Origin of the sequence: Winogradskyella sp. R77965, from assembly GCF_044594915.1 — a bacterium.
GTDB lineage: Bacteria > Bacteroidota > Bacteroidia > Flavobacteriales > Flavobacteriaceae > Winogradskyella.
The window spans coordinates 1,882,775-1,909,677 of the sequence record NZ_CP138990.1; the positions used below are offsets into that span (position 1 = coordinate 1,882,775).

Annotated in this window: 23 protein-coding genes; 7 read left to right on the forward strand and 16 right to left on the reverse strand. The window is 35.3% G+C overall.

The window, feature by feature from the left end; genetic code table 11:
- The gene (locus SJY34_RS08410) at positions 1 to 810 is read right to left on the reverse strand and encodes a glucosaminidase domain-containing protein (protein WP_400081246.1); all 810 of its coding nucleotides are present in this window, start codon (positions 808 to 810) and stop codon (positions 1 to 3) included.
- A complete protein-coding gene (locus SJY34_RS08415) occupies positions 807 to 1,712 on the reverse strand; it encodes a 1-aminocyclopropane-1-carboxylate deaminase/D-cysteine desulfhydrase (RefSeq protein ID WP_400081249.1) in 906 nt (301 codons plus the stop codon). Before SJY34_RS08415 ends, SJY34_RS08410 begins: the two co-directional genes overlap by 4 nt.
- A 249-nt stretch (positions 1,713 to 1,961) precedes the next feature.
- Here SJY34_RS08415 and SJY34_RS08420 point away from each other — a divergent pair, with 249 nt between their 5' ends.
- From SJY34_RS08420 to SJY34_RS08445, 6 genes are all read left to right on the forward strand, one after another.
- Complete coding sequence (locus SJY34_RS08420; protein WP_400081251.1) at positions 1,962 to 5,600, forward strand: fibronectin type III domain-containing protein; 3,639 nt, start codon at positions 1,962 to 1,964, stop codon at positions 5,598 to 5,600.
- A gap of 373 nt (positions 5,601 to 5,973) precedes the next feature.
- Positions 5,974 to 6,135 (forward strand): DUF5522 domain-containing protein, encoded by a 162-nt coding sequence (locus SJY34_RS08425; protein WP_400081254.1) that lies wholly within the window; start codon positions 5,974 to 5,976, stop codon positions 6,133 to 6,135.
- A 5-nt stretch (positions 6,136 to 6,140) separates the two neighbouring features.
- Positions 6,141 to 8,144: a urocanate hydratase gene (locus SJY34_RS08430; RefSeq protein WP_400081256.1), complete on the forward strand. Its 2,004-nt coding sequence runs from the start codon at positions 6,141 to 6,143 to the stop codon at positions 8,142 to 8,144.
- Positions 8,145 to 8,155: 11 nt separating this feature from the next.
- Positions 8,156 to 8,716: a DUF4136 domain-containing protein gene (locus tag SJY34_RS08435; protein ID WP_400081258.1), complete on the forward strand. Its 561-nt coding sequence runs from the start codon at positions 8,156 to 8,158 to the stop codon at positions 8,714 to 8,716.
- Positions 8,717 to 8,835: 119 nt separating this feature from the next.
- The gene (locus SJY34_RS08440) at positions 8,836 to 10,482 is read left to right on the forward strand and encodes a SulP family inorganic anion transporter (RefSeq protein WP_400081260.1); all 1,647 of its coding nucleotides are present in this window, start codon (positions 8,836 to 8,838) and stop codon (positions 10,480 to 10,482) included.
- Positions 10,483 to 10,618: 136 nt separating this feature from the next.
- On the forward strand, positions 10,619 to 10,810 hold the full coding sequence (locus SJY34_RS08445; RefSeq protein WP_173280095.1) for a cold-shock protein: 192 nt from the start codon (positions 10,619 to 10,621) through the stop codon (positions 10,808 to 10,810).
- A gap of 61 nt (positions 10,811 to 10,871) precedes the next feature.
- On the opposite strand, the gene SJY34_RS08450 is transcribed toward SJY34_RS08445, so the two are convergent.
- The 4 genes from SJY34_RS08450 to SJY34_RS08465 form a co-directional block, all read right to left on the reverse strand.
- Complete coding sequence (locus SJY34_RS08450; RefSeq protein ID WP_400081263.1) at positions 10,872 to 11,933, reverse strand: bestrophin family protein; 1,062 nt, start codon at positions 11,931 to 11,933, stop codon at positions 10,872 to 10,874.
- A 55-nt stretch (positions 11,934 to 11,988) separates the two neighbouring features.
- Positions 11,989 to 14,037: a thiamine pyrophosphate-dependent enzyme gene (locus SJY34_RS08455; protein ID WP_400081266.1), complete on the reverse strand. Its 2,049-nt coding sequence runs from the start codon at positions 14,035 to 14,037 to the stop codon at positions 11,989 to 11,991.
- Positions 14,037 to 15,104 (reverse strand): branched-chain amino acid aminotransferase, encoded by a 1,068-nt coding sequence (locus SJY34_RS08460; RefSeq protein WP_400081269.1) that lies wholly within the window; start codon positions 15,102 to 15,104, stop codon positions 14,037 to 14,039. Before SJY34_RS08460 ends, SJY34_RS08455 begins: the two co-directional genes overlap by 1 nt.
- Positions 15,105 to 15,217: 113 nt before the next feature.
- Positions 15,218 to 16,546, reverse strand: coding sequence for a dihydrolipoamide acetyltransferase family protein (locus SJY34_RS08465; protein ID WP_400081272.1), 1,329 nt, complete (start codon positions 16,544 to 16,546; stop codon positions 15,218 to 15,220).
- A 169-nt stretch (positions 16,547 to 16,715) separates the two neighbouring features.
- Here SJY34_RS08465 and SJY34_RS08470 point away from each other — a divergent pair, with 169 nt between their 5' ends.
- Entirely contained in the window at positions 16,716 to 17,189 is a 474-nt protein-coding gene (locus SJY34_RS08470) for an Lrp/AsnC family transcriptional regulator (protein ID WP_400081275.1), read from the forward strand.
- Here SJY34_RS08470 and SJY34_RS08475 read toward each other — a convergent pair whose 3' ends face one another.
- The 10 genes from SJY34_RS08475 to SJY34_RS08520 form a co-directional block, all read right to left on the reverse strand.
- Positions 17,190 to 17,789 carry a transferase hexapeptide repeat family protein gene (locus SJY34_RS08475; RefSeq protein WP_400081277.1) on the reverse strand — a complete coding sequence of 200 codons (600 nt, stop codon included), beginning with the start codon at positions 17,787 to 17,789 and terminating at the stop codon, positions 17,190 to 17,192. It lies immediately after the preceding gene.
- 122 nt (positions 17,790 to 17,911) lie between these two features.
- Positions 17,912 to 18,664, reverse strand: a complete 753-nt coding sequence (locus tag SJY34_RS08480) for an enoyl-CoA hydratase/isomerase family protein (RefSeq protein ID WP_400081280.1) — start codon at positions 18,662 to 18,664, stop codon at positions 17,912 to 17,914.
- Positions 18,665 to 18,751: 87 nt separating this feature from the next.
- Positions 18,752 to 21,250, reverse strand: coding sequence for a phenylacetic acid degradation bifunctional protein PaaZ (paaZ, locus tag SJY34_RS08485; protein ID WP_400081283.1), 2,499 nt, complete (start codon positions 21,248 to 21,250; stop codon positions 18,752 to 18,754).
- A gap of 29 nt (positions 21,251 to 21,279) precedes the next feature.
- A complete protein-coding gene (locus SJY34_RS08490) occupies positions 21,280 to 21,600 on the reverse strand; it encodes a GIY-YIG nuclease family protein (protein WP_400081286.1) in 321 nt (106 codons plus the stop codon).
- 36 nt (positions 21,601 to 21,636) lie between these two features.
- On the reverse strand, positions 21,637 to 22,239 hold the full coding sequence (locus SJY34_RS08495) for a short chain dehydrogenase (protein ID WP_400081289.1): 603 nt from the start codon (positions 22,237 to 22,239) through the stop codon (positions 21,637 to 21,639).
- A gap of 1 nt (position 22,240) precedes the next feature.
- Positions 22,241 to 23,449 carry a 3-oxoadipyl-CoA thiolase gene (gene pcaF, locus SJY34_RS08500; RefSeq protein WP_400081292.1) on the reverse strand — a complete coding sequence of 403 codons (1,209 nt, stop codon included), beginning with the start codon at positions 23,447 to 23,449 and terminating at the stop codon, positions 22,241 to 22,243.
- Positions 23,450 to 23,495: 46 nt separating this feature from the next.
- Complete coding sequence (locus SJY34_RS08505) at positions 23,496 to 23,903, reverse strand: hotdog fold thioesterase (protein WP_400081295.1); 408 nt, start codon at positions 23,901 to 23,903, stop codon at positions 23,496 to 23,498.
- Positions 23,903 to 25,057: a 3-hydroxyacyl-CoA dehydrogenase NAD-binding domain-containing protein gene (locus SJY34_RS08510; RefSeq protein WP_400081298.1), complete on the reverse strand. Its 1,155-nt coding sequence runs from the start codon at positions 25,055 to 25,057 to the stop codon at positions 23,903 to 23,905. The genes SJY34_RS08505 and SJY34_RS08510 overlap by 1 nt, the downstream gene beginning before the upstream one ends.
- A 9-nt stretch (positions 25,058 to 25,066) precedes the next feature.
- Positions 25,067 to 26,002, reverse strand: coding sequence for a pyridoxal-phosphate dependent enzyme (locus SJY34_RS08515; RefSeq protein ID WP_400081300.1), 936 nt, complete (start codon positions 26,000 to 26,002; stop codon positions 25,067 to 25,069).
- Positions 26,003 to 26,785, reverse strand: a complete 783-nt coding sequence (locus tag SJY34_RS08520) for an enoyl-CoA hydratase-related protein (protein WP_400081302.1) — start codon at positions 26,783 to 26,785, stop codon at positions 26,003 to 26,005.
- Positions 26,786 to 26,903 lie beyond the last annotated feature (118 nt).

The following is a 26,903-nucleotide window of genomic DNA, read 5'->3' on the forward strand; positions in this document are numbered from 1 at the left end:
TTAATTGGGAATAATAAGTTGTTGACCTATACTTAGATCGTTTGATGTTAAGTTGTTTTCAGCTTTTATAGCATCGACAGTCGTATTATAGAATCTAGAGAGTGAGTATAAGGTATCCCCTTTTACCACAATATGCTTATTTACTGACTTTGTATCAATTACACTGGTGTTTCTAGACTTACCGAGGACTTCTTTGTCGTATTCATAAAGTTGATAACGCTCTATTAAACTAATGAGCTTCTGAGGATATTTTCTATCGGTTGCATAACCAGCTGCTCTCAAACCTTTTGCCCAACCTTTATAGTCATCTGGCTTAAGCTTAAACAAACTTGCATATCGTCTGCGTCCGGTTAAAAACTCTGAATGATCTTCATACGACGTTTTTGCTTTTCTATATTTTCTAAAACATTCTTGAGAACGATCATCATCATGGTAAATTTTAGCTCCTTTCCATCCATGGCATTTAATCCCAAAATGATTATTGGCCTTTTGTGCTAATCTTCCTTTACCAGATCCCGATTCTAAGATGCCTTGAGCCAGTGTAATGCTAGCAGGTATTTTATGGGTTCTCATATTATTCTTTGCTATATCTGAATACAAATCAATATATATTTCAACAGCATTACGAGGGCTATCATCTCTAGCAACTTTTTTTTCAGTTTCTTTGCCACTATCCTCTTTACGGTTGTCTATAACCACTTCTTTTTTAGGACTGTCATTCTTCTTTGTCACTATTCCCTTTTTGGGACCACAACTAACAATAGAAAGCATGCTTAATACGAGTAGTATATATCTAAATTCTATTCTCATAATTCAATTAAAGGCATTTTTTTACGACTCAACTTTTCATTCATACCATGTATCCCTTGTAAACCACCAGTGTGTATTGCTAATATTTTTGAATTCTTCTGAAAAAATCCTTTTTCCATTAAATCAAATATGCCAAACATCATTTTACCAGTATATATCGGATCTAATGGAATATCATAAGTTTTCTTAAACCTATTGATAAACGTTATCAGTTCTGGCTTTATTTTACCATAACCACCAAAATGATAGTCTGTTAGCAATTTCCAGTTCTCTTTGATTACAAATTTACGAATATCCTTTTGTAAAAAATCATCTTTTAATGCTGGAAATCCTAGAATGGTTTGATGTTTTCGAGAGGCATTTATTAGACCCGAAATTGTTCCACCCGTTCCCACAGCACAACAGATATAATCGAACTCCTCGTCTTGTGGCTGCAAGATCTCTTCACAACCCTTAGCTGCCAAATTATTTGTCCCACCTTCTGGTATGAGATAAAAATCCTCAAATTCTCTTTTTAATTCGTCAATAAAATTGCTATCGGTTTTATTTCTATAGTCTTCTCTTGACACAAATTTAAATAGCATTCCACAGTCTGCTGCAAATTGTAAAGTAGAATTCAAATTTTTTTTGAATTCTAATTCTTCACCTCTGATTACACCAATAGTTTTAAAACCATATTCCTTTCCAGCAAAAGCTACAGCGGCTATATGGTTAGAAAATGCACCACCAAAAGTTAACAACATTTTTGAGTTGTTCTTTTTAGCCTCAATGAGGTTATACTTAAGCTTGCGATGCTTGTTTCCAGAAATAAATGGGTGTATTAAATCCTCTCGTTTTATCTCTAGTGTAATACCTTTATTTTTTAAGTATATATTCTGATTTTTAATAGAAGTCGTATACAAATGCCATTCTTTGTCGCAAAAGTATGAAAGCTATTTTTAATCTTTGAAGTTATTATTTGTGCAAAAAAGAATACAAAAACGCAGTTGAACGATGTTTTTTATCGTTTAATCGGTAAAAAATTATTTTTTTTAGTTTTTTTTTACTACGTTTGACAAAATTATATAAAGTATAAAGAACCTATTTAAACTGATATAGAACTATTTACGTTTATTTTATAAGATGTCCCTCTATCTTAAAACCTACTAATTATGAAGAATACGCTACATTCTCCGTTATTGCACATATTTAAATATGACTTCAAATTCAATAAAAAACTTTTAGTTTTACTCGCTTTTGGAGTTTTTCTTTTGGCTAGTGATTCTGCTCATGCACAATTACCTCTATTTGATGATTTTGAATCTGGTTGGGGAAATTGGAATGATGGTGGTGGAGATGCTGACCGTGTGAGTGGCACATTACTAAATGGTAATAGAATGGCAAGAGTTAGAGATAATTCAGGAGCGAATTCTTCAATATTTAGTGATCAAATAAATTTAACTTCCTATTCTTCGGTTACAATTGATTTTTTGTTCTATGCCAATGGTATGGAGAATAATGAAAACTTTTTTGTAGAATTTTTTGATGGTAGTAACTATGTTACAATTGCTAACTACATTAGAGGTACAGATTTTAATAATGGCATCGCTTATAGCGCATCAATTACTATAACATCGGGAGCTTATACATTTGCTACTACATCAAGGTTTAGAATCCGATGTGATGCAAGTCAAAATAATGATCAGATATATTTAGATGATGTCAATATTACAGGTGTAGGTGGAACTCCGTGTTCAGAACCATCGAACCAACCAACAAATCTAGTATCTAACAGTATTACCGAAACCTCTGCGAATATTAGTTTTACTCCAGCTACAAGTTCACCAGATGGCTACTTAGTGCTTTACAATACAACTGGTACGACTCCTACGATAACTGATGGAACAACCTATACTATTGGTTCGACTTTTTCTGGTAATACGGTTCTAAGCAATAATTCCGACACTTCTTTTGCTCTTACAGGGCTTACACCTAATACAACTTATTATTTTTATGTGTTTTCATTTAATTCTGCATGTAGTGGAGGACCTGATTACCTAACAACAAACCCATTAACAGATTCTATATACACTAACCCAAATTGCTCTCCATCTACTGCAACAGGTACATCTGAGTTAGGGTGTCCTTTTGTTGAACTCGGAGGAATTGGACTAGATAGCACGGTATCTCCAACTGTAAATTGTTCAATAGGAGAAGTAACCTTAGAAGCAAATTATTTAGAACTAGGAGATACATCAAGTTATACAGTAGAATCAATTACTTACGCTCCGCCATTTCAGTATGGGTGTTTAGCCAATCCTGTTAGTGTTAATTTAGACGATGTCTTTTCCCCAGTTATAAATTTACCTTTCGACTTTTGTTTTTATGGTAATACTTATAACTCATGTGTGATAGGTTCAAATGGTGTCATATCGTTCGATACAAGTTTGGCTAATGGATCTTCTGGATGGAGAACAGTTAATAATATTCCTAGTGGTACCAATGCAGAAAATCCTACTGTATATTTTGGTCCATCGATTTTTGGAGTCCATCATGACGTTGATCCAAGTGTTGGAGGAGAAATTGGCTATCAGTTAATAACTCTAGATACAGGTTGTAGAGCTTTGGTCGCTTCATGGAAGGATGTCCCTATGTTCTATGATAATTCTATTTTATATACTGGAATGATGGTTCTATATGAAGATACCAATGTTATAGAAGTATATATCGATGAAAAAAATATAGATGGTACTGGTTCATCTACTTTTGGCAGCAACCCTTGGAATAATGGTAGAGCTAGTGTAGGACTTCAAGAAGATTCAACTTCAGGAATCGCAGCACCAGGACGAAATACTAGGAGTGCGGCTTGGTCAACTACACAAGAAGCATGGAGATTTGTGCCTTCTGGCCCAGCTATAACCGAATTAAAATGGTATGAAGGTTCTGTTTCAGCTGCTAATATAATTACTGACCCAAATAATGACAACGAACTAACTGTAACACCACCTAGTGGTACAACTACTTATTTCGCGGAAGTAACATATAATTTATGTAATGGCTCAACGATAGTTGAAACAAGTAGCACAGATGTTACAATTGAAGGCTTTAAAACATGGAACGGGTCAGCTAGTACAGCTTGGGAAAACCCAAATAATTGGACTCCTGTAGGCGTTCCTGTTTCTACAGACTGTATAACAATTCCAAACACCGCTAATGATCCGATTATGTTAGGTACAACAGATGGTGTTGGTTACAACTTAGAAATTGAAGATGGCGCATTATTAACCCAGCAATCGAACGCCTCACTTACAATTGAAGATGTTATTCTAATTGAACCAAATGGAGATTTAGAAGTAAGGGACAGCGCGAGCATCATACAAATTACAGACGTAAATACCAATGAAAATACTGGAACAGCGAGAATACAGCGAAAAGCAGATGGCGTAAAGAATTCTGATTATGTATATTGGTCGTCTCCGGTAGATATATTTGATGTAGAAAATATATCACCTGGTACATCAAACTCCAAAATTTATAACTGGATACCCACTGTTGCTAATGGCACAACTGGTCAGCACGGCACCTGGAACAATACTACTGAAAATATGATACCTGGCAAAGGCTATATAGTACGTGGTTTAATTGGAAATCCTATTGCTGGAACAGTAGAGTTTAATGGTACTATGAATAATGGACAAATATCTTATCCGATATCAAGAGGATCATGGACTGGTGCAGATTACGTAGGTATCGGAAATACTGCTACTGCAGAAGACGACAACTGGAATTTATTAGGCAACCCTTATCCTTCTGCAATATCATTATCAGATTTTGTAGCCGCTAATCCAGCTATCGATGGTACATTATATTTTTGGAGACACCTAAACGATATTAGTAATGCTATAGTTGATCCATTCTATGAAAATTATGGATACAACTATAATGAAAACGATTATATGGCTGCTAACAGCTTGGGATCATCCCCTCCAGGATTTAATGATTATATAGCTTCTGGACAAGGATTTTTTGCTTTAATGCTAGATTCAGCTCCTACACCAAACAACGTAAATTTCAGTAATACAATGAGAGGTGTTTATGAAAATGATGTTTTCTATAGAAATGAACCTGGAGCAGTCAACAAACACCGTATTTGGTTAGATTTAGTTGGTGAAGATAGCACGGCATGGTCTATTTTAGTCGGTTTTGCTGACGGAGCTACAGATGACGTAGACAGATTATATGATGGGTTTTCAATCAATAAATCTGAGAATCAGTTTTACTCGTTGTTAGCCGACCACAAACTTACAATTCAAGGTTTAGCGATGCCTTTTGAGGATTCAAAAACAATTCCAATAGGATTTCAAACTCCTAATTCTGGAAGTTTCACTATCTCTATAAATCAGCTTGACGGTCTGTTTACAGAGACAAATCAAAATATTTATATAGAAGATAATGATCTTGGTATTATTCACGATTTAAGATCGACTCCTTATACGTTTACTACTGAATCAGGAACTTTTAATGAAAGGTTTGTAATTAGGTTTAATAACACCATTTTAAACATTAAAGACCAAGATATTATTTCTAACTTGAAAATTAATGCTATTAATAATACTATTAATGTATCCTCTTCACTTAGTGCGATTAAAACATTTGAAATGTTTGACATCACAGGACGAACAATTCATAAAAACATAAATGTAAATGATACAAGTTTCATTTATCAAACTAACCAATTGAGTGAAGGCGCCTACATTGTACAAGTATTACTTGCCAATGGAGCTGTAGTAACTAAGAAAGTAATTATCTAATTAATAATAGTTTATAAAATTCCAAAAAGGCCTTAATTTTAAATAATTAAGGTCTTTTTCATTTGTGTAAGCTTCTCGCTCAAAAGAAATATTTCTATATGCTATATTCCAGTTTCGATATTGAATCAAACGAAATAAAAATTCAATCGTATAAATTATGAAAAACGGAACAACAAGTAACTCAATTTGCTGTCTCAAATGAATTTTTTCATGATTAATTAGCTTAGTACTCCCTTTTAAAACCCTATGCTTTAAAAAAATAAAAGGAAAAATTGTAATACCAATATAACTTTTTGGTACAATGTATTTTGAAATCAATATCATACTTTATTCGTTTCAAAAATCACACCAATTTACATTATCTTTGTTAAGTATGAAGAAATATGTCCCAATTGAAGATGGCGACTACTATCTAACACCCGATGGTTATCGTTGTTTCACAGAGCAATATCATTTAAAACGTGGGTATTGCTGTGAAAGTGGTTGCAGACATTGTCCTTATGGTTTTGACAAAAGTACTTTAAAAAAGAAGTGATGCAAATGACAAAATTATCTTTCAAAGATCAAATACTAGAAGGTATTCCAGATGTATTACCTCAACTAAAATCTTATGACTTTACTATAAATCATGCGCCAAAGCGAAAAGCTATTCTTTCTATTGCAGAAGAAAAATTAGCTCTCAAAAATGCACTGCGCTATTTCGAGAAGAAGCATCATTCAACTTTATTACCTGAGTTTAAAAATGAGTTAGATACATATGGTCGCATCTATATGTATCGTCTTAGACCAGATTATAAAATGTATGCAAGACCTATTGAAGAATATCCAGCAAGATCAAAACAAGCAGCTGCAATTATGTTGATGATTCAGAATAATTTAGACCATGCTGTAGCACAACATCCTCACGAATTAATTACTTATGGTGGTAATGGAGGTGTATTCTCTAATTGGGCACAATACAGATTAACCATGAAGTATTTGGCCGAAATGAATGACGAACAAACCTTAGTGATGTACTCTGGCCACCCAATGGGTTTATTTCCATCTCATAAAGAAGCACCAAGAGTTGTAGTAACTAATGGAATGATGATTCCTAATTATTCACAGCCAGATGATTGGGAAAAATTTAATGCCTTAGGTGTTACGCAATACGGACAAATGACTGCCGGAAGCTATATGTATATTGGACCACAAGGTATTGTTCATGGCACAACAATTACAGTGCTTAATGGGTTTAGGAAAATTGGCAAAGAACCTAAAGGAAATCTCTTTGTAACCTCTGGACTAGGAGGCATGTCTGGCGCACAACCCAAAGCAGGAAACATCGCTGGCTGCATTACAGTCTGCGCTGAAGTAAATCCTAAAATCACCCAAGTAAGACTCGACCAAGGTTGGATTGACGAAAAAATCACAGATTTAGACAAGCTAGTATCTCGAGTTGAAAAAGCAAAAGCAAATAAAGAAACCATCTCAATTGCCTATTTAGGTAACATAGTTGATGTTTGGGAAAAATTTGACGAAGCTAATATTCATATTGATTTAGGTAGCGATCAAACATCTTTACACAATCCATGGTCTGGTGGTTATTACCCTGTTGGTTTGTCTTTTGAAGAGGCAAATGCTATGATGGCAAGTAAGCCTGAGACATTTAAAGCAAAGGTTCAAGAAACTTTACGAAGACATGCGGAGGCAATTAATAAGCATACAGTAAAAGGTACTTATTTCTTTGACTATGGGAATGCATTTTTATTAGAAGCTTCTAGAGCTGGTGCAGATGTGATGTCTAAAAATCCCACAATAGGCCGCGAGTTTAAGTATCCTAGTTATGTTCAAGATATTATGGGACCAATGTGTTTTGATTATGGTTTTGGACCTTTCCGATGGGTTTGTGCCTCAGGAAAACCAGAAGATTTAGTTAAAACAGACAAAATTGCCTGTGAAGTTCTGGAAGAGATCATGAAAAATTCACCAAACGAAATTCAGCAGCAAATGGCTGATAATATCCAATGGATAAAAGGCGCTCAGGAAAACAAACTCGTAGTTGGTTCACAAGCCAGAATATTATATGCAGATGCAGAAGGTCGAATGAAAATTGCTGAAGCATTCAATAATGCTATCGCTAATAATGATGTAGGAATTGTAATACTTGGTAGAGACCACCACGACGTTTCAGGAACCGACTCACCATATCGAGAAACTAGCAATATTTATGATGGCTCTCGCTTTACAGCCGATATGGCAATTCACAATGTTATTGGTGATAGTTTTAGAGGAGCCACTTGGGTTAGCATTCATAATGGTGGTGGAGTTGGCTGGGGAGAAGTAATTAACGGTGGATTTGGTATGGTTCTTGATGGTAGTAAAGAAGCATCAAAACGTTTAAAGCAAATGTTATTTTGGGATGTCAATAACGGTATTTCAAGACGAAGTTGGGCAAGAAATGAAGGCGCAATTTTCGCGATTAAGAGAGCTATGGAAGTAGAACCCAATTTAAAAGTGACATTACCTAATCAAGTTGATGATGATTTATTAGAAACAATTTAAAAAAAAACGATATGAAGAAATTATTAAAATTTACTCCGATTTTAGTTTTTGCCATCCTTCTATCTTCTTGTAGCTCTGTAAGAGTTGCAGCAGACTATGATAGAGAAGCAAATTTTGACAACTATAAAACGTTTGCCTTCTTTAAGCCTGGTATTGATAAGGCTGAAATAAACGACATTGATAAGCGTAGAATTCTTAGAGCTATTGAAGCAGAGTTGATGGCAAAGGGTATGACCAAATCTGAAAATCCTGATATGCTCGTAAGCATATTTACCAAGTCTAACCAACGTGTTGATGTATTCAACAACGCTTGGGGCATGGGCGGCTGGGGCTGGGGAGGTTTCAACCGATGGGGTTGGGGCTGGGGACCTGGTTTTGGCTGGGGCGGAAACAACGTTTCTACCAGAACCGAAGGAATGCTATTTATAGATTTCATCGATACCAATAAGAAAGAATTAATTTGGCAAGGTTCTGGTACTGGTTATTTAGTAACAAGAAATGTTGACAAGAAAGAGGCAAGAATAAAAGAATTTGTATCAAAAACAATGGAACAATTTCCACCAGCGAAATAACAAATTGGTAAGTTAAAGATCTAAAAAGCATCGCTTAGGCGGTGCTTTTTTGTTTCTCCCATTTGAGTAGGGTTTAAATCTAAATACTCTATCTTTGCCGACTTTTAAGGATAAGTATTATGATATTAGGTCAAACTACACGAAAAAACTTTACTCAGAACCCAAAGAATGATATTCTTTCTGGACTAACTGTGGCATTAGCATTAGTTCCAGAAGCTGTTGCATTCGCATTTGTTGCAGGTGTTGATCCCTTAGTAGGTTTGTACGGCGCTTTTATGATGGGAATTGTCACCGCTTTATTTGGTGGACGACCTGGAATGATATCTGGAGCCACTGGTGCCATGGCGGTAGTTATGGTACATCTTATTAAAAAAGGAAATGATGTTGGTTTAAGTTTAGACACACCTATTGAAAATTTAGGTTTACAATGGTTGTTTATAACTCTTCTCCTAGTTGGTGGTATTCAAATACTAGCAGGTGTTTTTAAATTAGGAAAGTTTGTGAGGTTGATTCCTCACCCCGTAATGATGGGCTTTGTTAATGGGTTAGCTATAGTTATTTTTCTTTCACAATTAGGTTTGTTTAAAGAAACCGTTGATGGTGAAAAAGTATTTATGACTGGGACTGCATTATACACTATGCTTGGTTTAATAGCATTAACAATGGGTATTATGTATGGTTTACCTAAATTAACAAAAAAGGTTCCTGCTGCATTATTAGCTATAATTGTTGTAGCTGCAATAACAATCTTCGGAAAATTAGATGTAAGTACGGTAGGTTCTTTTATTAGAGATGGTGGTGGAGAAGGTTTACAAGGTGGTTTACCAACATTTCAAGATCAAATATTCGGTTTATTTAATACGTTAGATGGTCATTTTTTAAATGTAATTATACCAACAGCCTTTATACTAGCAGCTATTGGGTTAATTGAATCCTTAATGACATTAAATCTTATTGATGAAATGACTGAGACCCGAGGAAATGGTAATAGAGAATGTATCGCTCAAGGTGGTGCAAACATTCTAAATGGACTTTTTGGTGGTATGGGTGGCTGCGCCATGATTGGTCAATCAATAATCAATGTAGACTCTGGTGGTCGTGGTCGTTTATCTGGAGCAGTAGCAGCTATAGCACTACTCTGCTTTGTATTATTTGGCGCACCATTAATAGAACAAATACCAATAGCTGCCTTAGTTGGTGTAATGTTTATGGTAGTTATAGGAACCTTCGCTTGGTCTAGTTTTAGAATCCTTAGAAAAATTCCAATATCAGATGCTATTGTATTAATTGCGGTTTCAGCTATAACCGTTTGGAAAGATTTAGCAGTAGCGGTTATTGCTGGTGTTATAATTTCTGCTTTAGTTTTCGCTTGGAAAAACGCAACTATGATTAGAGCACGCAAACGTATGCAAGAAAATGGGACAAAAACGTATGAAATTTGGGGACCATTATTTTTTGGTTCTATTCAGAATTTCAATTCTAAGTTTGATGTCAAAAATGATCCTGAAAATGTTGAAATAGACTTTGTTGAATCTAGAGTAAGCGATCATTCTGCTTTAGAAGCTATTTTTAATTTAGTGGAAAAATATGAAGCTGAAGGAAAGTCGATTAAACTAAAGCACTTAAGTGAGGACTGTAAGATATTACTCAGAAAAGCTAATTCTAAGTTTGAGGAAGTCATCATAGAAGATATTGATGATCCTAGATATCACTTAGCCGCTGATCCTGAAAAATTCACTAGACCATTATCCGAATATAAGGTGTAGAAATACAAAAGACTATTACTAAGACCTAAACCTTAGATAGTTAACAGCATTTATTGAATTTCAAAATAAAGACATCAAAATAATTGATATTCAACTAATTAGACTACCTTTACCACTTAATTAAATATATTATAATATGAGTACTGGTACAGTAAAATTTTTTAATGACTCTAAAGGTTTTGGATTCATAACAGAAGAAGGAAACGGAAAAGAGCATTTTGTACACATTTCTGGTTTAGTTGATGAAGTAAGAGAAGGTGACAATGTTGAATTCGATTTAACAGAAGGAAAAAAAGGATTAAATGCAGTAAATGTAAAAGTTATATAAGTATATATCTTACAATCTTTTTAAGAATAGAGCCTATCTTTTAGATAGGCTTTTTTATTGCTTACATCTGAACGTTCTTTTCTTCTGGAAACTGACTCGGAATACTATTTTCATCTTCATCCAACATTTGTCTTAAATCAATTTCAATGCCTCTTGCAATTGTAGATATTGGGACATCATTTGGACCTCCTTCAAATGGATTTTCACCAGTTCTTGCCAAACGTTCCATAGTATGAAATGCCCACGAGACAATAGCACAAAACGGAACAGCTATCCAGATGAAATATTTACCTACAAGGAAAAAATCACCGACCATAGTTTCACCTATTTCAGCAAATTCTGGTATTAAACCAAACGGTATTAAAATAGTAAAGACTCGAGTAAGATATAACCCTAAACTCGCATATTGTCTCGGATAAGGGAAGTTTTTGATTCGTTCGGATTTTCCTTGATGTGTAAATAGTGATTCTAATACATTCTCCAATTCGAGAAATGCGAACTCCCAGATTAAACCTTTTTCCTTTAATGCTCTAATATGTTTTGATTGTAAATATAATAAAGCGGTTTGCTTATTCCCTTTAGATAAAACATATGTTCTTTCCTCTTCAGATAAATACATCAACAAATTATCATCAAGCGTTGACACCTCTTCTGGAATATGAATCATATCTCTCCATTCCTGATTTGTTTTTGCTTTATGTTGGGTTTCCCACGATTTTCGGGTTCTCATTGAATAACGCAAAGCTGTCATCCATGCAATATGTCGATATACTAACGATTTTTTATGTTGTTTTAATTCATCCTCAGAAACAGGATTGTCACAATACTCATTCGTAACCATATCTTGGATTTTCATTCCCCAAGTCCGCGAGGTATTTACTATAGCTCCCCAAATCATTCGAGCTTCCCATATACGTCCGTAAGCAGAATTATTCTGAAACCCTACAAGAAATGCAACAGCAGTACCTATTAAAGCTACTGGAGTCCATGGCACATTTAAAAATGTAAAGCCAAATACTTGGTAGAGTACTGTAATAATGCCAGCATATAGAAGGTAAATTAAAGTTTCTCCTCTGGTCCAAAGGATCATATCCTTAACTGAATAGCGTTTTTTGGTAAGCATTTAGTTGATTTTAATTTGATGTTAAGATACGGAAAATCTTACATCGAGCAATCAGCTAATAGTTCAGTAACGCTTCAATTTTAGACTTCACCTTTGCCGTAGAAGGAATCATAGTCTGCTCTAAAGTTGAATTTAAAGGAATAGCTGGCATGTTCTCACTACCAATAGTCATAACTGGTGCATCTAAATATTTAAAGCATTCTTCTTGTATTTTGCCAGCTAAAGCTCTGGCAAAACTATTATTTGATGGTTCTTCAGTTACCACTAAACACTTTCCTGTTTTCTTCACAGATTTCATAATAGTGTCTTCGTCTAAAGGAAATAAAGTTCTTAAATCGATGATTTCAATTTGGTCTCGCATATCCAATTCTCCAGAAGCGTTATAAGCCCAATGTACTCCCATGCCGTAAGTCACTATGGTTAAGGTTTCAACGTCATCTTGTTTCCAAATTTCTTGAAGTACCCATGCTTTTCCGAATGGTAACACATAATCTGCGGCAGGTTCTTTCGAGGTCGCAGTCAAAGTTCCTGGCACCTTAGACCAGTACAAGCCTTTATGTTCCAAAATTACAACTGGATTTGGATCGTGATAAGCTGCTTTCATTAGACCTTTTAAATCAGCTCCATTACTTGGATACGCTATTTTTATACCTCTAATATTAGTAACCACACTTTCAACTGAAGAGGAATGATAAGGTCCTCCACTTCCATAAGCACCAATTGGCACTCTAAGAATCATACTTACTGGCCATTTGCCATTAGATAAATAACAACTACGACTTACCTCAGTAAATAACTGGTTTAATCCTGGCCAGATATAATCGGCAAATTGTACCTCAACAATTGGTTTTAGTCCAACAGCTGATATACCAACTGTTGAACCTACAATAAAAGCTTCTTGTATGGGTGTATTAAACACACGGTCATCACCAAACTTTTGAGCTAAAGTTGCTGCTTCTCTAAATACTCCACCTAATCGTCCACCAACATCTTGTCCATAAAGCAAACATTCTTTGTGCTCTCGCATTAGTTCTTCGACAGCAAATAAAGCACAATCGACCATCACCACTTTATCAGCACCTTCTGGCTCACGTGTCCCTTTTTCTTCTGTTACTGGTGTCGGTACAAAATCGTGGGTAAATAGGTCCTCTGGTTTTGGATCTTCAGCTTTTAGAGCTTTTTTATAATCTGAAGCCACTTTTTTCTTAGCTTCATCTTCTATTGCATTTATTTCTTTTTCAGAAAACCCATTATCTAATAATTGTTGTCTAATAACTGGATAGGGGTCACGAGATCTTGCTTCATCCAAATCATCACGATACCATTCCATACGTACACCAGAAGTATGATGATTGAGCAATGGAACTTTAGCATGTACTAAAAATGGTCTGCGTTCTTTTCTTATAGTTGCAATTACTTTTTCAATGGCTTCATAACTTTCTATAAAATTAGCTCCATCAATAGAAATGGCTTCTAAGCCATGAAATCCAGCTGCATATTCAGCTGCATTCTGTGCTCTTGTTTCAGCTTCATTTGCTGAAATATCCCAACCATTATCCTGTACCAAATATAAAATTGGCATTTGTTTTAAAGCTGCCATCTGAAATGCTTCGGCTATTTCTCCTTCGGTAACTGAAGCGTCACCTAGTGAACAAACTGAAATTGGATTTTCTATTGAGGGATCATTTAAGCCTTGTAATTCTTTGTATTGCATACCCATCGCAACTCCGGTTGCCGGAATCGCTTGCATACCAGTCGCTGACGATTGATGAGGGATTTTTGGTTTATCATCATCCTTTAAACTTGGATGCGAATAATAGGTTCTTCCTCCTGAAAATGGATCGTCTTTTTTCGCCAAAAGTTGCAACATTAAATCATATGGTTTTAAACCAAATGCTAACAGCATGGCATCGTCTCTGTAATAAGGAAACGCGTAATCCTGAGGTAATAATTGCAATCCTAATGCAATCTGAATAGCTTCATGACCTCTGGATGTTGCATGTACATATTTTGAAACCTGCTTAAAGTTTTCTTCGTACAACTCAGTCATTGCTTTTGCTGTACAAAGTTTTGAAAATCCTTTTTTTAGTATTTCTTTATTCATTAAGCCAATTCTTTTTCAACCTTAACCATCCAGCCAAATTTATCTTCAACTTTTCCAGTTTTAATATCATTAAGGGTTTTATTAACCATTAACCCAACTGGACTTTCATCTGAAACATGAATGGTTCTTTCTCCCATAGCAATTTCTTGAATATAAGCGATTCCCACAGCAGTTCCTGTGCCAAATGCTTCTTCTAACGTACCATTTAATGACGCATCCCGAATTTCTTGTATGGTTATTGCGCGCTCTTCAACTTCAAAACCCTTATCTCTTAAAATATCCATAACACTCATTCTAGTAATCCCATCTAAAATAGAGCCATCACGTTTTGGCGTTATAAATTTTCCATCTACTTTAAAGAAGATATTCATGGTGCCGACTTCTTGAATGTAATTATGCTCTACAGCATCTAACCAAAGAACTTGGTCGTAACCTTTAGCTTTTGCATATTCTGTTGGTCTTATGGCTGCAGCATAGTTTCCTGCGGCTTTAGCTTCTCCTGTTCCTCCAGAGGCAGCACGTATATACTTATTTTCTGCCCACAATTTTATACGTTTATTAAAAAATGGACCTGAAGGTGACGCCATGATGATGAACTTAAAATGCGTTGCTGCTCGCATACCAATAAATGGCTCGTCTGCATACATGAAAGGTCTTAAATATAAAGCACTTCCGTCCATAGGCGGAATCCAATTTTGTTCTATCGCTACTAATTGCTTCAAGCCTTCTACAAACAAATCTTCAGGAAAAAGAGGCATACCCATTCTGTCTGCACTAAAGTTTAATCTTGCCGCATTTTTAGATGGTCTAAAAAGCATCGGATTACCATCAGTATCAAGTGTCGCTTTCATGCCTTCGAAAATAGCTTGTCCGTAATGCAGAGCCATTGCTGCTGGATGCGTTGGGATTAAGGCTAATGGTTCAATCCTTGGATTTTCCCATACGCCATTATTGTAATCACAGATAAACATGTGGTCTGTGAAAGTTGTGCCTAATGGAATGTTGTTGAAGTCTATAGTGTCTACTCTAGATTTTTCTACTTTGGTTATTGAAATGTTAGGTTTCATATTTTTATGTTTTTGTCATTGCGAGGACTAAGTTTAAGCCTGTGCTGAGCGTAGTCGAAGTATGGCAATCTTTTCATGAGATTCCTTCACTGCGTTCGGAATGACGGTAAAATTTATATTTTTCTATTCATATCAAATTGTTCAAAATAATCAGCAACACGACGTACAAAACTTCCTCCTAAAAATCCATCTACAACACGATGGTCAAATGATAATGATAAGTACATCATACTTCTTATGGCAATTTCATCTCCTTTTTCAGTTTCTTTAACTTCAGGACGCTTTTTTATGATTCCTAATGCTAGGATAGCAACTTCGGGTTGATTGATAATAGGTGTTCCCATAACACTACCAAAGGTCCCAACATTAGAAATGGTAAATGTGCTTCCTTTTATATCATCTCCAACAAGCTTATTTTCTCTGGCTTTATTTGCTAATTCATTGACATTTTCTGCAAGTTGCTTTAAGCCTTTAGTATCTGCATTTTTTACGACAGGCACAATTAGGTTGCCACTTGGCAATGCCGTAGCCATACCAATATTAATATCTTCTTTAACTATAATATTGTCACCATCTACTGATGCATTAATATTTGGAAAATCCTTAACTGCCTTTGCTACGGCTTCAACAAATAGTGGCGTAAACGTTAGTCGTTCTCCATACTTTTCTTGGAATGCTTTTTTATTTGCATTACGCCAATTAACCATGTTAGTCATATCAGCTTCTACATATGCCGTAACATGAGGCGATGTGTGTTTAGAATATACCATATGGTCCGCAATCATCTTTCGCATGCGGTCCATCTCTACAATTTTGCCTTTTCCTTTATCAAAACTCAATTGTGGAATACGATACGCTGTTGGGTCTTGCTGTGTAACAGGCTGAGCGAATTTATATGGTCTTCCATCTTCTATATACTGAAATAAATCACTCTTACGCAATCTTTGCTCTTTACCAGTTGCTGGAATACGTGCTAATTCCTCGAAACTTATATGGTGTTCTTTCGCTATTGAGATTATGAGTGGCGAGAAGAATGTATTGCTATTTGATACTGAAAATGAATTGGACTGAGACATTTCGACTGCGCTCGATGTGACAGTTCGTTTCTTTTTAGATTTCTGATTTCTCTCTTTATGAGATTCTTCGCTATCGCTCTGAATGACAGTCGTTTTTTTTGCTTTTGGTTTTGAAGATGTACTACCATCAACTTTGATTATAGCTATTGTCTCTCCAATTTTTATAACATCATTAGCTTGATATAAAATTTCTTCTATGACTCCAGAAACATTAGATGGCACTTCAGAATCCACCTTGTCTGTAGCAACTTCTAACAACATCTCATCCTCTTCAATTGCATCGCCAACATTTTTAAACCAGGTTATGATTGCAGCTTCGGTAATACTTTCACCTAGCTTTGGCATTTTAAATTCAAAATTCTCCAATTCTGTCTAATTAAAATTATAAGAAACAAAGATAGGTAATATCTTATTTTACAATTGTTAATAACTTCTAAATAAGGAATAAAAAGAATATATTTCTATTAAATATTATATTATAAGTTTTTTATTCTTTTATATTTGTATTTAAGATCTTTAAAAATAAATTTTTCTTATGCCCTATTCACTTGACAAGATTGATACACAGATTCTCGAGATTCTTCAAAAGGATAGTAATCAGACGACTAAGCGTATTGCTGAGCAATTAGGCATGACAACCTCTCCAGTTTTTGAGCGTATTAAGAAGCTTGAAAAAGAAGGCTATATCAAAAAATATGTAGCCGTTTTAGATAATAAAAAAATTGGCCTGAAACTAACTGTTTTTATTGGTATAACTTTACAAGGACACACTAGAAGCTACTTAGAAAAGTTTGTGAAAGAGATTAATGATTTCCCTGAAATTGTCGAATGTCATCGTGTAAGTGGAAATTTTGACTATCTACTAAAACTAGTTGTTGAAGATATTGAAGCTTACGAGACGTTTATTATTTCTAAGCTAACACTTCTTCCCTATCTTGGGAACGTTCAAAGTTTAATAACCTTATCAACTGGAAAAGAAACTAATGAGCTAGACTTGAGTAGGATTTGATTATTTCTTTTTAAAAGTTTCTCGAAGTGTTTTGTAGATATCATCCTGAACTTTCATATTATCTGGTACTTCTCGAAGTGGTTGAACTTCCATTAATGACTCATGACAATCAGCTGGCAATTGCTGATAAAGCTCTGTGCCTTTGGTTTTCCAAGCTATCATTTCGTCTGTAACTCCTCTAATCACTTTTCCAGGGTTTCCAACAACTAAACTTCTATAAGGAATTTTAGTTTCTGCTTTTATAAATGACATCGCTCCAATAATACATTCATCACCGATTTCGGCATCATCCATAATGACGGTATTCATTCCAATCAAACAGTTTCTACCCAAATTAGCTCCATGAATAATAGCACCATGACCAACATGTGCACTTTCTTTAAGTGTTATTGATTTGCCCGGAAACATATGTACTGTGCAATTCTCCTGTACATTTACTCCATCTTCCAGAATGATTTGTCCCCAATCTCCACGAATGGCAGCGCCTGGACCAATGTAGCAGTTTTTACCAATAATTACGTTTCCTGTTACAGCTGCCAATGGGTGCACAAAACTGCTTTTGTGAACAACAGGTGTGTAACCTTTGAATGAATATATCATAATAAAAAGCCCCTTTTAATTTCCCCAGAGGGGAAAAACACTGTTGTGTTATTACTGTTGTGTTTTTTATTCATTTCTACTCCGTATTTGTTCCTTCCCTCTAGGAAGGTTAGGATGGGCTTTTACTTATAAGTCTTTAATTTTTCTTTCGTAAAATCAGAAAGCACCAATCTTCCACTTGTTTGCGCACGTTCTGCTAAAAGCTCGTCCCAATCATCAGTACCTTTCCAAAATACTTTTTTCATTTCTAGCATGGCTTCAACATTGTAAGTACATAAATGCTCTGCTGTTGTTTTTACAGCTTCATCTAATTCCTCGGTACTTTCATAAACATGTGTATATAAGCCTTTTTGTTTTGCCCATTCTGGTGCATAAAATGAATTCGCATCAATAGCTATTTGTGACATTGCGCTTAATCCCATTTTACGTTCTATAGCTGGCCCAACCACGAAAGGTCCAATACCAATATTCAACTCACTTAATTTAATGGCTGCAAATTTTGTTGCCATACAATAATCTGTTGAAGCCGCCAATCCTACTCCACCTCCAACGGTTTTTCCTTGTATGCGACCAATAATAAATTTTGGACATTTTCGCATCGCATTAATGACATTTGCAAAACCAGAAAAGAATACTTTCCCTGTTGCTGCATCATTGATATTTATCAACTCTTTAAAACTTGCTCCTGCACAAAAAGTACGGTCTCCACCACTTTTTAGAACAATAACTTTAATCGCATCGTTCTGTCCAGCTTCCGTAATTGTATTTGCCAATTTTGCTAATATATCTCCTGGCAAAGAATTATGTGCAGGATGAAAAAATTCTATGTAGCCTACTTCGTTTTCTATAGTTTGTTTTACGTATGGGTCACTCATGTTTATATTATTTTGTCATTGAGAGGACGAAGGACGTGGCAATCTCTTTATAAGATTCTTCGCTATCGCTCTGAATGACATTTTTATTTAAATTAATCCAAATTGTTCAAAGTGATGATTTAAATGTTTTCGCTCTAATAAATACCATTCGTATCGATTCAATTCTCCAAATACTATATTCTTTAATTTAGCGTCTGGATTTTCTTTGAAATATTCTAAATATTTTTCTCTTTGTGCTTTATATTCCAAAATAGCAGTCGACAAATCTTCATGTTTTAGTGTATCTAAAGTGTCTTTTTCTAGTAATGGAAATTGAGAGTTTTTTGGAAACTTCCTATAATTCCATAAGCTATTTTTTACTTTGTCTAAAATCTTTTCTGGAGTTGAAATTTCAAAATCTTGAATTTCACCTGATGCAATTTTATAAGTGTATTCTAAATGCTCTAGCATATGTTGAGGCGTCATAATTCCCCATTTTGGTTTTGTATCTTCTGAAAGCTGACTTAAGCACTCCTCAATTTTTTTAGTAGTCATTTCAACAAATGTTTCCTGCTTCTTTTGAACCATTGTCAATACCGTTGCTAGTGCCACTAATTCGTCATCAGCATCAAAGATTTCAGCAAACCATTTTACAATGCCACTTGGATGTTCTGCACTAGCAACATCTCTATCTATTTTTTGCTTACATGTTAATCGTACATAAATGGTATCACTATGATATAGTGGTCTTAAGAAACGACATTCTTCTAATCCATAATTAGCAGAAACTGGCCCTTTATTTGGATACACAAATAATCCAGCTGCAGCCGAAATTATAAAATAACCATGGGCTGTTCTTTTTTCAAAAATACTTCCATCTAAAGATGTAATATCTGTATGTGCATAGAAATGATCCCAAGTAATATTTGCAAAACCAATAATATCAGTGTCTGTTATGGTTCGCTTATGGGTTTTCATAGACATTCCAGTTTCAATATCTTCCCAATAGTATTTAAATGGATGCTGTTCTGCTTCCTTATATTTTGCGTTCTGTTGGTAAATACCAGTTATTTCGGTAATTGTTGTTGGCGACCCTTGGATTGCTGTACGTTGCAAATAATGCTTTATTCCTCGCATGCCTCCCATTTCTTCTCCACCTCCAGCACGTCCTGGACCTCCATGCACCAAATAAGGTAATGGTGAACCATGCCCTGTACTTTCTTTAGCACTTTCTCTATTTAGTACTAAAATACGTCCATGATGAGATGCTGCATTAACTACATACTCTTTAGCTATTTTATCATCATTTGTAGCAATGGAAGAGACTAATGATCCTTTACCCATTTGTGCTAAGGTAATGGCTTCATCTAAATTTTTATATGGCATTATGGTACTTACAGGACCAAATGCTTCACGTTCGTGAATCACAGTATTTTGAAAAGGATGATCTGCTCTTAAAAGAATTGGACTAATAAAAGCGCCTTTTTTTGCATCTGCACCAATAGTTTCAATTTTATCTAAATCACCATAAACAATTTGCGCTTCTTTTGCCAAGTCATTAACTGAATCTCTTACCGCTTGTACTTGTTGTTGACTTACTAAAGAACCCATTCGGACTTCTTTAAGTCTTGGATCACCAATAGTGACTTTATCTAAGGCTTTACCTAATTGAATTTGAACATCTTCAACTAGATTTTCAGGAACAATGATTCTTCTAATTGCCGTACATTTTTGTCCAGCTTTAACGGTCATTTCTTTTCTAACTTCTTTAATAAACAAGTCGAATTCTGGTGTTCCAGGTACTGCATCTTCTCCTAAAATCGATGCATTTAATGAATCGGCTTCCATAGTAAATGGCACAGATTCTTGAATTAATCTTGAGTGCGCTTTAAGTAATCGACCTGTTTGTGCAGAACCCGTAAAGGTGACTACATCCTGTGATTCAACAGTATCTAGAATTGTTTTAACGGTTCCATTTATAATTTGAAGTGCGCCTTCTGGTAAGATTTTAGAATCGATAATTACTCTTGCCACAGCTTCCGCTAAATACGATGATGATGGTGCAGGTAGTACCACAGCAGGAACTCCAGCCATCCAGTTCACAGCGCATTTTTCTAACATGCCCCAAACTGGGAAATTAAAAGCGTTAATATGAACAGCAACTCCCTTTTTTGGTACCATAATATGATGTGCCATAAAACGTCCTCCTCGAGACAAATCGATAGCATCACCTTCTACATGAAAGGGTTGATTTGGGAATAATTTTCTTAAAGAAGCATTAGCAAAAAGGTTACCGAAACCACCTTCAATATCTATCCAACTATCTACTTTGGTTGCTCCAGTTCTATAACTTAAGTCGTAAAACGCATCTTTTCGTTTCGTGAGATATAATGCTAATTTCTTAAGCATATTTCCACGTTCTTGAAAAGTCATTTTACGAAGCGTTTCACCACCTTTTGTTCTTCCGTAATTAAGTATTTCTGGAATGTCTAATCCTTCAATAGCTACACTCGTGAAAGCTTCACCTGTTACGGCATCTAGGATTGGTGTTCCTTCTTCTTTACCTGTTGTCCAATTTCCTTGAACGTAATGTTGTATTTTTTCCATATTGAATGCCTGCGAAGGCAGGTATCTTATTATTTATTTCTTCTCAATATTGTTGTATCTAGGTTCCAATTTGCACTTAAGTCCGACCAATTTGGATTCATTTCCTCAATTAACTTAATTTTCCAATCTCTTTTCCATTTCTTGAATTGAACTTCTCTAATTGAAGCCTTTTCTCCATTTTCAAACTCTTCAAAGTAAACCAATTTATCACAATTATATCTTGCCGTGAAAGATCTTGGGTAAACTTTCAATTTATGCTCTTTTACTCTTTCATCCAGATCATCTGTTACTCCAATATAAATTACTCCGTTTGGTTTATTTGCCATTATGTAGACGTACCAATGTTTCATTTATTTCTATTATGAGATTCCTGCCTTCGCCGGAATTTATGCAAGAATTCTTAAAATTCTTCCTGTAATTTTCCCTTCGATAGATTTGACGTAACCATCTACAATTTTGTGCATTGGCACTGGTGTATTTCCAGGGAAATAGTCTTTATATTTTTCAAATGAATCTTCTACTAAATCTGAACAGACCACATTAATTCGCTTGCCATCTTCTAATTCTAAAGCAACTGCTTTAACAAAGCTATTGATTGCTCCATTTACCATAGCAGCACTGGTTGTCATATCTACTGGATCATCTGCTAATATACCTGTTGATAATGTTATTGAACCATTTGGATTGAGGTAATCTTTACCAATGCGAACCACATTAACCTGACCCATCATTTTACTTTTTATGCCGATATAAAAGTCTTCCTCAGACAAATTATCTAGTTTATCCCATTTTGCATCACCAGCTATTGCTACGATAGCGTCTAGTTTACCAACAGACTCAAACATTGCTTTGATTGATTCTGAATCTGAAAAATCAACAGTAACGTCTCCAGAATTTCTCCCTGCGACAAGTACCTCATGCTTTTGAGCTAAACGTTCACTCACTTTTTTTCCAATTGTACCGTTTCCTCCTATGACTAATATCTTCATTTTATACTTTTTCTATTATTGCTGCATAACCTTGTCCTACACCAATACACATGGTTACTAATGCATATCTTTTATTTTGCTCGTGTAATTCCAATGCTGCTGAATACGCAATACGTGCTCCTGTAACGCCTAATGGATGACCTATAGCAATCGAACCACCATTTGGGTTTAATCTTGAATCATCATCTGCTAATCCCCAAGCTCTTGTGCACGCTAATGCTTGTGCAGCGAAAGCCTCGTTAAGCTCAATCACATCCATATCATCCATAGTTAATCCAGCTTTTTCTAATGCTTTATTAGAAGCCTGAACTGGACCGATTCCCATAATTCGTGGCTCTACACCAACCACTGCAGAACTGACAATTCTTGCTAATGGTTTTAAATTGTATTTTTTTACCGCATCTTCGGAAGCTATAATGGTAGCTGCTGCACCATCATTTAATCCTGAAGAATTACCTGCAGTGACACTTCCGTCTTCTTTTTTAAATGCTGCTCTTAGTTTTCCTAAAACTTCAAGGGATGAGTTTGGCTTTACAAATTCATCTTTTGAGAATTGAATTGGGTCTTTTTTACGTTGTGGGATTTCAACAGTGACAATTTCTTTGGCTAGGCGTCCGTTTTCTTGCGCTTTAGACGCTTTCATCTGACTCCAATAGGCGAACTTATCTTGGTCTTCACGAGAGATATTATATTTCTCCACAAGATTTTCGGCAGTAACTCCCATACCATCTGTACCATATAACTTGTGCATCTTAGGGTTTACGAATCGCCACCCAAAAGTAGAATCGTACATTTTTGAGTCACCTCCAAATGCTGATGACGGTTTTGCCATCACGTATGGACCTCTGGTCATATTCTCCACACCTCCAGAAATAAACAAATCTCCATCTCCTACTTTTATAGCGCGATTGGCATGAATGATTGCTGATAAACCAGAACTACATAAGCGATTAACCGTTTCACCTGGAACCGTAAATGGTAATCCTGCTAATAGCGATGACATACGTGCTACATTACGATTGTCTTCACCAGCTTGGTTGGCACAACCCATAATGACATCATCATAAGCCTCTTTTGGAATGTTTGGATTACGTTTTACAACTTCTGCAATTACCAAAGCTCCCAAATCGTCTGTACGAACAGCTGATAAGGTTCCTTTGTAATTTCCTATTGGTGTTCTTATTCCGTCTATTATATATGCTTCTTTCATTTGATATTTTCTAATTTCTTTTATTAGACAAATGGAATCTTTGATTTCATTCTTTCCAATCTTTTTGAGTTCTGTATACCACGCCTTTAAAAAGTGCTACTAATTCATCGCCACGTTTTACCTCGATGATATTAAAACCTAATTTGTTATTAACCTTTTCAATTACTGATTCAGCCACTAAATAATCACCTTCATTTAGTGCTTCAATATGATTGATACTTGTTTCAATCGACACTGCATACTTACCATGTGTATTTGCCGCAAATCCAAATGCTGTGTCTGCTAAAGAATAACTGATTCCACCATGTGCTTTGCCCATACTATTCAGCATGTCTTTTCTGATGGTCATAGCGACTTTACAACGTCCAATTTCACATTCTAGAATTTCAATTCCTAGCCAAGTGCTGTAAGCATCTTGACTCAACATTTTATATGGAATGGCTTCGCCTTTCATTAAAAAAATGTTTTATGTTCTCTACTCATTTTTCGTAATAAGGGACTGCATCGATATCTATCTTCATGATATTCTTCGTACAATCTATCTAACGCTGTAACACATTTATCGATGCCGATTTCATCTGCCCACGACAATAATCCCTTTGGATAATTAACTCCTTTGGTCATAGCATTATCTATATCTTCTGCTGAAGCAATATTTAAAAATAAAGCGTCTGCGGCTTCATTAATTAACATTACTAAAACCCGATTAAAAATTTTCTCTGCTAACGCATTATCTTCTACTGGATTTGGTTTAGTTGCACCTTCTGAATAATCATAATAGCCTTTACCAGATTTGCGACCCAAATAACCTGCTTCTGAAAAACGTTTTTGTGTAAATGCTGGCTTATATCTCGGGTCGAAATAAAATGCTGTGAACACAGTTTCTGTTACGGTATAGTTCACATCGTTACCAATGAAATCCATCAGTTCGAATGGTCCCATTCTGAAACCACCAATAGTTTTTAAACTCCAATCTATGGTTGCAAAATCTGCAATACCTTCTTCATAGATTCGTAATGCTTCGCCATAAAAAGGTCGTGCGACACGATTGACAATGAAACCAGGTGTATCCTTGGCAACTGCCACAACTTTCTTCCAATTAGAAATAGTATCAATTGATTTTTGAAGTACATCTTTAGATGTTTGAATAGCAGGAATGACCTCAACTAATTTCATTAAAGGTGCTGGATTAAAAAAATGAATACCAACACAACGTTCTGGCTTGTTTAAAGATGCAGCTATTGATGCTATTGACAAACTCGACGTGTTAGATGCGATGATACAATCGTCTGCAACATAACTTTCCAATTCTGAAAACACTTTCTTTTTTATGTCAAGGTTTTCAATAATAGCCTCAATTGTTAAGTTTGAATCAGATAAACCTTTCAAGTTATCTACATAGCTGATGTTTGATTGAATTCTATTTTTCTCATCAGCATCGATTCGTCCTTTTTCAATTAAACGATTCAATATTTTTTCTAAGGCAGCTTTAGCTTTATCTAAGGCAGCTTGATTGGTATCATATAATTTGACTTGACAACCAGCAGTAGCTGCAACTTGCGCTATACCACTTCCCATTGTTCCAGAACCAATAATTCCTACGTTCATAGTTTTATATTAAAAAGGTAAATTCTTAACATCGACGTTTCCTCCCGATAAGATAATCCCTATTTTTTTATTTTGAAATTCTTCTTTATTCTTTAATACTGCTGCAAAAGGCACAGCACATGAAGGCTCAATAATAATCTTCATTCGTTCCCAAATTAATTGCATAGCGGTAATAATTTCATCTTCTTCCACACGGATAATCTTATCGACATGCTTTTGAATAATCGGAAAATTTCTATCCCCTAAATGTGTCCTTAATCCGTCAGCAATGGTATGAAAACTATCATTGGTTTCTATTTTACCAGAAATTAAAGAGCGATATGCGTCATCAGCTTCCATAGGTTCAGCACCAATCACTTTACAGTTATCTGAAAAACAATATGCTGCCAAAGCAGTTCCTGCAATTAATCCACCACCACCAACTGGCGTTAAAATTACGTCTAAGTTAGGATAATCTTCTAACAATTCAATGGCAACTGTACTATTGCCATAAATGACCTCATCTTGATTTGATGGGTGTAAAAAAGAGGCACCTTTTTCTTCTCTAACTTTATTAGCAGTTGCTTCTCTAGCTTGGGGTGTAGATTCACATTCTATAATTTCACCTTCATATGTTTTTACACCATTTTTTTTGACTTGAGGTGCATTTTCGGGCATAACGATATACGCCTTCACATCTAATTTTTTAGCAGCTAAGGATACGGCTTGTGCAAAATTGCCTGAGGAATGTGTTACAACGCCTCGTTGTCTTTCTTCTTCTGATAATGACAATATTGCATTGGCTGCACCACGCATTTTAAAAGCTCCCATTTTTTGAAAGTTCTCGCATTTAAATACGATATCTGCTCCAACCATTTCATTTATTAGGCTTGAGCTTAGAACTGGTGTATTGTGAATAAATGGTTTTATTCTATGATGAACTTCTATGAGGGTTTCTTTGTTCAATTAATTCCCTTTAAAATTAGGCTTGCGTTTTTCTATAAATGCTGTAACTCCTTCTGCATAATCATTACTGCTTGCAGCTTCAATTTGTAATTTAGACTCTAAAGCTAATTGTTGGTCTAGTGTATTGGTCATAGAACTATTAAATAATTCCTTTATTAAACCTAAAGCTTTTGTCGGCATATTAGCCAACTTAATTGCTAGTTTAGAAACCATTTCGTCAAATTCTTCTACTGGGACAGATTTATATATCATTCCCATTTTTTCAGCCTCTTCTGAAGAAATCTTATCACCCAACATGGCTAAGGCTTGTGCTTTCTGAAAACCAATAAGTCTAGGCAAAAAGAATGTACCAGCACTATCTGGAACCAAACCAATTAAACTAAAGGCTTGGATAAAACTAGCTTTTTCATCTGCAATAACAACATCACATGCCAACGCAATATTGGCACCAGCGCCAGCAGCAACACCATTTACAGCTGCTATGATAGGTTTCTCAATCTTTCTAATTCGTGAAATAATTGGGTTGTAATGTTCGTCTAATATTTTTTTAAAACCAGGATTTAATTCTGGGTCTGTTACTTCTTTTAAATCTTGACCAGCACAAAATGCCTTCCCTTCTCCAGTTAAAACAATTGCTCTGACCTCATCGTTAGTTTCACATTCATCAAGAATACTTTGAAGACTTAATGCCATTTCGCGATTAAAACTATTAAACGCCTTTGGCCTATTAAGTGTTATTGTAGCAACTTTGTTTTCTATTTTTACTAGAATGCTTTCATTCATATTTTGCTTCTATTTTTTTAAACCTTTCGACTTACTTTGTAAGCTACTTTCAATCAAAATATATTTTGATTTCAGTAATGCTCAAGGTGATATTTAGTTTCTTTTTATAAGATTCCTG